The sequence below is a fragment of the Leuconostoc sp. genome, from assembly GCF_965300815.1.
The window spans coordinates 1-6,130 of the sequence record NZ_CBDKZH010000077.1; the positions used below are offsets into that span (position 1 = coordinate 1).

Below are 6,130 nucleotides of genomic sequence, written 5' to 3' on the forward strand. Positions count from 1 at the left end.
CATAATCGTTTTTCTTAAGTGGTTGCGCTAAAGCTTCGAGTTGATCAAGACCAATGTAACCCATTCGGTAGGCAATTTCTTCGAGTGATGCCACTTTAAGGTTTTGTTGCTTTTGGATTGTGGCAATAAAGGATGACGCTTCGAGCAAAGATTCATGCGTCCCTGTATCTAGCCAAGCATAACCACGGCCCATCACTTGAACATCCAAATCACCACGGTCCAAGTAGGCTTGGTTAATGTCAGAAATTTCAATTTCCCCTCGGGCTGAAGGCTGCACATTGGCAGCAATTTCGACGACATCATTATCATAAAAATACAGACCAGTCACGGCATAGTTTGACTTTGGGTGTTCTGGCTTTTCGACAATGGATAAAGCCTTACCGTCATCATCAAATTCAACGACCCCAAAGCGTTCGGGATCATGGACTTGGTAACCAAAGACGGTTGCCCCAGTGGTTTTCTGTGCCGCAGCTTGTAGTTTTTCGGACAAACCAGCGCCGTAGAAAATGTTATCGCCTAAGACCAACGCCACCGTGTCATCACCAATAAAATCAGCGCCGACAATAAAGGCGTCTGCCAACCCACGGGGTTCTTCTTGAATGGCATATTCAATGTTCAAGCCTAAGTCATGACCATCGCCAAACAATGCTTTAAATTGGCCGACATATTCTGGTGTTGAAATTAACAAAATTTCTTTAATAGCCGCCAACATCAAGACTGACAAGGGATAATAAATCATTGGCTTGTCATAAATGGGTACCAACTGCTTACTAGTAGCCTTGGTAATGGGATATAGTCGTGTGCCGGAACCGCCGGCGAGGATAATGCCTTTCATGTTTAGGTCTCCTTGTATAGGACATTTTATGTATCTCAAAGATTCAAGTATCGGAATAGTATCACTATCACATGCTTTCCCATTATACCATAAGTCCTATTCTACCGCGAATAGCGTCATGATTTGTGTCATACGATAGGCCAAGAAAAGGCCGTTATTTACCATAAAAAAACAAGGCAGATACCTGCCTTGTTTAAATTCGTATAAAACATGACGTGACCTGATAGATAACACTCTGGCTATTTTAAACGTTACGCCCCTCATCAATGAATAATTGCTTCATGCGTTTTATTTTTTTCTGTGTCGCACATGCTAATTTCAATTTAGCAATTTGACGAAACGTTGGTTTAATCGCGACATTGGTTGCCGTTGCTAAATCAATATATTGCCAAGAAGTCCCTAAGTCCACGAGCGATTGGTGTTTCACATCATAATAATCATCACCAGGATTAATTGCCGTACCACGATAACCGAGTAAGGCACCAATCAAATGAAAGTGGAACCTGGTGGTGACCCACTCTTGATTCGCTTTCACGGGTATGCCGTGTTGCCAAATATCCCAGAAACCATAAAATGTCAACCGTTGTTGGATATCTGGATAATCTTGTAAGGCTTCACTATAAAATAACCAGTTATCACCAGGAATCATCGCTTCAACAATCCCAATTTTTTTATCACGATGACTGGGTTGTCGCAAATAAGCGACCAATAATTGGATGAATTTTTCCTGTTGCGTATCCTGCTTAAAGGGCTGAATCATCAATAAAACATCTGGATTATCTGGCCGATCATCTTGTTTAATGGCCTCGAATTTTGGTGCCATCACGACGTCATCATATTCATAGGTTGTACAGGCCACAACCGTACTTGCTCTGTCTCTCACACCTATATATGAAAACACTCCGGTATAGCGCGCTAAATTTGCCGCAATATCGTCAGTAATCGGCGTCACACCTAAACCAGTAGCATAGAGCTGGGTATCTGGTCGATCACGCTTAACCAACGCCAGTAACATGAAAAACAAATACGTATAAGAAAATTCCTGGTATGCGGTAGAAAAGTAGCCACCACCTAAAAGATGAATCACATCACTATCGAATAGTGCCGCAATCGGGACATTGTTTCTCGGATCCCCACCGTGTAAAATAGCTGACACTTCTGATTCGTTTTCCAGAGTTAATTGCTGATCATGAGCTAAGTAGACTAAATTCCAAATCGTGTCTACGAACTGCACATGCGGCAATTCGTCCTGAAAAAGAAAACTCGCCCGGGCTGGAAAAGGCACATCTAAAATTAATTGGTCGTCGGGAAAATTTTCTCGATAAAATTTTAACCAAGTGCGAACAATCTGTTCATCACCAAAGTTTGGATAGCCGGCGGTTGAAATCAAATACCTTTTAGCCATATTGGTCTCCATATCATTATCTCAAGGTGTACCCAAACATTTCATACACTAACAACTGTGTCGTGTCTTGACCCCAATTTTATTGCTTGTCAGTATCTGTATTTTTAGCTGCTTCTTGCGCTGCTTTAATTTGTGCAATATACTTATCAGCTTCAGGTGTTTTATTCAAGAAATCCTCATAAGTGTAGTTTTCGATAAAATCAATATCTTGGTCAAGCGTGATAATGGCTTGTGGATCAGACAAATAACGCGCACGGAGTAGTTTGTTGATCGAACGCACATCGTAATCACGTAAACCCGCAACATATTCAATATCTGGATTAAACTTGATGCCACGAACTGTCCCGCTCACAATCATTTTAGCCTTTTGCCAACGGTATTTGACATGGCCACCAAACAGCACCATACGCAAATCATGACGTAGCGCATTGACAACTGTACGTAACCATTCACGCTTTGACACACGGCGAGCGGTTAACACGCGGTTACGATACTCGTAATTATAACGCCAAAGTCGTGAGTCGTCTTGTTCACGGACAATGTCACCAGGCATCGTGTTTTCTTTTGATTTGTGCACCACAATTGACTTCAAAACAGTATAGCCACGATTAACGTCAGCAATCCGGTTCGTATATTCCATATCATCACCCCAAATGAAATACTCTTTTTGGGGTAACCCAACCATGGCTACCGTTTTGCGAGAAAATAGGACCGAAACAAAAGTTGAATTCACAACTTCGATTCCTGGATTAGCCAGATTCATGTGGTATTGCCAAGTAAAGCCACGTGGTGCAGGGACATTCATCCAAGATGGATGTCCATCACGACTTCCCCAACGCACAACTGAGTTAACAAAGCCAACATGGTCATTTTCTGTAATGAAATCAACCAAGTATTTTAGTGCATCAGGTTCAGCAATGGTATCATCATCCATTAACCAAACATAATCATCTTGCGTTTCCTCAGCAAATAAGCGCACGGCCTTATTAAAACCACCAGCGCCGCCCAAATTCTCTTCAGAATTATAGACGATCACTCTTGGATCAGTCACCGTTGCCAAGTATTCAGCAGTTCCATCCGTTGACTTGTTGTTGACGACAATCACATGGTTTAAATAGTCCGTTTGATTTAAAACCGCTGACAAAGATTCTTTAAGCAAATCCACACGATTGTAGGTTACAATGGCAGCCGTTACGTTTTTATTGGTCATAATATTCCTCTTAAAAATTGAATTAAATAAAATCAATGAATTGATCTTTAAACTTGAGATAGAGATGCGTGCCAATAACAGCGAATAAGGCAATTTCTAGCCAAAACATCGCCATCAAATAAGGTGAATCCCAGAACCATTGATTTGTCAAAAAAGTTTCCCGCCAACCATTAACGATATAATAGAACGGATTGACACGTGAAATCCAGTAAATCACATTATTAAAGAAGTTTCCTGGTGCCGGTGGAAATAAGACACCGGAAACGAAAAATAGTAACCGTAACACTTGTCGAATCGCCAAATCATAATCAGGAATCAAAATATTAATTGTTGCACTGAAGATACCTAAGAAAAACAGCATAATCATCGCGGCAATAAAATAGTAGATAAATTGCAGCCAGTACAAATTAGGATGGAAATTCCCGGTCAAGAACATACTTATGCCAGCCACAGCTGAAATCGATAACACGGCTGGAAAAACTTGGATAATGCGAATCGTTGGCAATACCGAAGCCGGAAACTTCACGTTGCGTACCATGAAAATCTGAGTTTGGATTGAGCGAATCGTATCAGAAAACCCTTGGTTAACTAGATACCAAGCCGAAAAACCAACAGACATCCAGACAAAATATGGCATCCCCGCCACTGGTGCCGTTGTGCGAAAGCCACCACCAAAAATGACGGCATACGTCATCACTTGAAATAGTGGATCAAGGACTTCCCAAAGTGAACCCAAATATTTGTGGGCGTTATTGGCCTTCGTATCATAGATTGCTAATTTAATCGTCATCCCCAGATGACTGATTTGTTCAGCAATCAATTGAAAAATTGATTCAATTATTACAAACATCCTGCTTACCTACCCATCATCGAAAAGTAAACGACCGCGCCCATCAAACCTAATAGCACAATTAACGTGCTATATAAACTGAGTCGGCTGAATCCTTCGAAACTTCGTAATTTTGTGATACGTTTAATTTCTGGTTCCGTCATGCCTTCTTCAGTCAGGCGGTCACGCAGTTGATCAATCGTAAATAATTGTTGATTTTGCTTTTGCTTACGTACATACCGTTCACGATCTTGTTCGGTCATTTTGTCCAACTCACGTGTAAAGGCTTCATACTCATCAGCAATGGTTTCTGTTTCGCCAAAATCACGCATTTCACCATATTGGATCCACATCACCTTGTTGGTAAACTCACGCACTTGTTTTAAATCATGCGATACGAAAAAAATGGTTTTCCCTTGGGCAATAAACTCGCGAATCTTACCTAATGCCTTATTTGAGAAGTTTTGATCACCAACGGACAAGGCTTCATCGACAATTAAGATATCCGGATCATTGTGCGTCACGATTGAAAAGCCTAACTTCGCACGCATACCGTTTGAATAATCCTTCACTGGTTGATCAATGAATTCACCCAGTTCTGAAAAATCAATAATTTCAGGCATTGCTCGCGTGATTTCTTCATTTGACTTACCCATCATCAGTTGTTTAAGTCGAATATTTTCACGTCCTGTCAGTTCCCAATTCAACCCTTCGTTGATGGCGACAACACCAATCGTCCCATTTAAATCTAGCAAGCCTGATGTTTGCGGGATGACACCACTCAAAATATTGAGCAACGTTGATTTTCCCGAGCCATTCGTTCCGACAATACCAACCACATCCCCAGCTTGTATTTCAAACGACAAACCGCGCAACGCCCAAAAATTAGCTTCAGCACGATTCCCCATAAAAGTTGACTTCAACTTCTCGGTTTGATTGGCATAAAGTTGGAAATTTTTTGTTAAGCCTTCTGCACGGACCATGTATGGCTTTGATTCGTCTAACATGTAGCTACCCACTTTTTACTTTTGACATTATAGTTGCTTAATTACTTATACCATATTACCTAAAATGCCTACGAAACTCAAACTTTGCCCGTAAAAATAGCAGAAAAAAACAGTAGCTGACGACCTACTGTTCCAATAATGCATGCATTATCACTGGGGACAGCCAGCGATAACCCACCCCGACATCGGTACCAATGTATTGTTGCCCTGCATTGGTTCCTATTTTCCGTCTTAAATGGGCGACAGTTACCCGCAAGGTATCATTTTGTCCCTGCAGTAGATGGGTCCCCCAAATATTACGAAGTAAGACCGCATAGGATAAGACTTTTTGGGGGATGTTGAATGAAGACACTTAATAACGCATATTCCTTTAGAGACAAATGCATCACCTCAGTTGATCGCAGCACCGTTTGCGCGTCAAGGTCAACCGTGAGTTCACCACATTGCAATTGTCCCTTCCCGACACCCGTTGTGGCGTAGGTACGTGATAAAATAGCGCGGACACGTGCTACGAGTTCAAGTGGTTCAAATGGTTTGGTCACATAATCATCCACGCCAATCTCAAATAACGTTAGCTTATCTTGGGTTTGATCACGTGCAGTCAGGACAAGTACTGGCACATGGCTGGCTAGCCGAATTTTTTTGAGTAAGGCCACCCCATCTTCATCTGGTAGCCCCAAATCCAATGTCAGTAAATCTGGCAACGTGGCCAACAGCTGGGCTTGCGTCGTGTGCGCATCAAAAGCTTGGGTAACTTCAAACCCCGCTGTCACCAACGTCTGTTTGACTACCCGTTGAATTGTTTGATCGTCTTCAACCACCAGGATTTGTTTTTTAATCATGC

7 protein-coding genes are annotated in these 6,130 nt (G+C 41.8%); all 7 read right to left on the minus strand.

Annotation, left to right across the window (positions count from 1 at the left end; genetic code table 11):
- The coding region (gene rfbA / locus ACW12G_RS05770) for a glucose-1-phosphate thymidylyltransferase RfbA (RefSeq protein WP_455647484.1) at positions 1-835 on the minus strand (835 nt) is incomplete at its 3' end.
- Between the two features lie 244 nt (positions 836-1,079).
- Positions 1,080-2,240, minus strand: a complete 1,161-nt coding sequence (locus ACW12G_RS05775) for a polysaccharide pyruvyl transferase family protein (RefSeq protein ID WP_455647485.1) — start codon at positions 2,238-2,240, stop codon at positions 1,080-1,082.
- Positions 2,241-2,319: 79 nt separating this feature from the next.
- Positions 2,320-3,450, minus strand: a complete 1,131-nt coding sequence (locus tag ACW12G_RS05780; RefSeq protein WP_455647486.1) for a glycosyltransferase family 2 protein — start codon at positions 3,448-3,450, stop codon at positions 2,320-2,322.
- A gap of 22 nt (positions 3,451-3,472) precedes the next feature.
- Positions 3,473-4,300 carry an ABC transporter permease gene (locus tag ACW12G_RS05785; protein WP_010006440.1) on the minus strand — a complete coding sequence of 276 codons (828 nt, stop codon included), beginning with the start codon at positions 4,298-4,300 and terminating at the stop codon, positions 3,473-3,475.
- Positions 4,301-4,305: 5 nt separating this feature from the next.
- Positions 4,306-5,286, minus strand: a complete 981-nt coding sequence (locus ACW12G_RS05790; RefSeq protein ID WP_029510183.1) for an ABC transporter ATP-binding protein — start codon at positions 5,284-5,286, stop codon at positions 4,306-4,308.
- Between the two features lie 124 nt (positions 5,287-5,410).
- Positions 5,411-5,638: a winged helix-turn-helix domain-containing protein gene (locus ACW12G_RS05795; RefSeq protein WP_455647487.1), complete on the minus strand. Its 228-nt coding sequence runs from the start codon at positions 5,636-5,638 to the stop codon at positions 5,411-5,413.
- On the minus strand, positions 5,583-6,130 hold a 548-nt coding region (locus ACW12G_RS05800; protein ID WP_455647488.1), incomplete at its 5' end, for a response regulator transcription factor. The genes ACW12G_RS05800 and ACW12G_RS05795, both read right to left, overlap by 56 nt.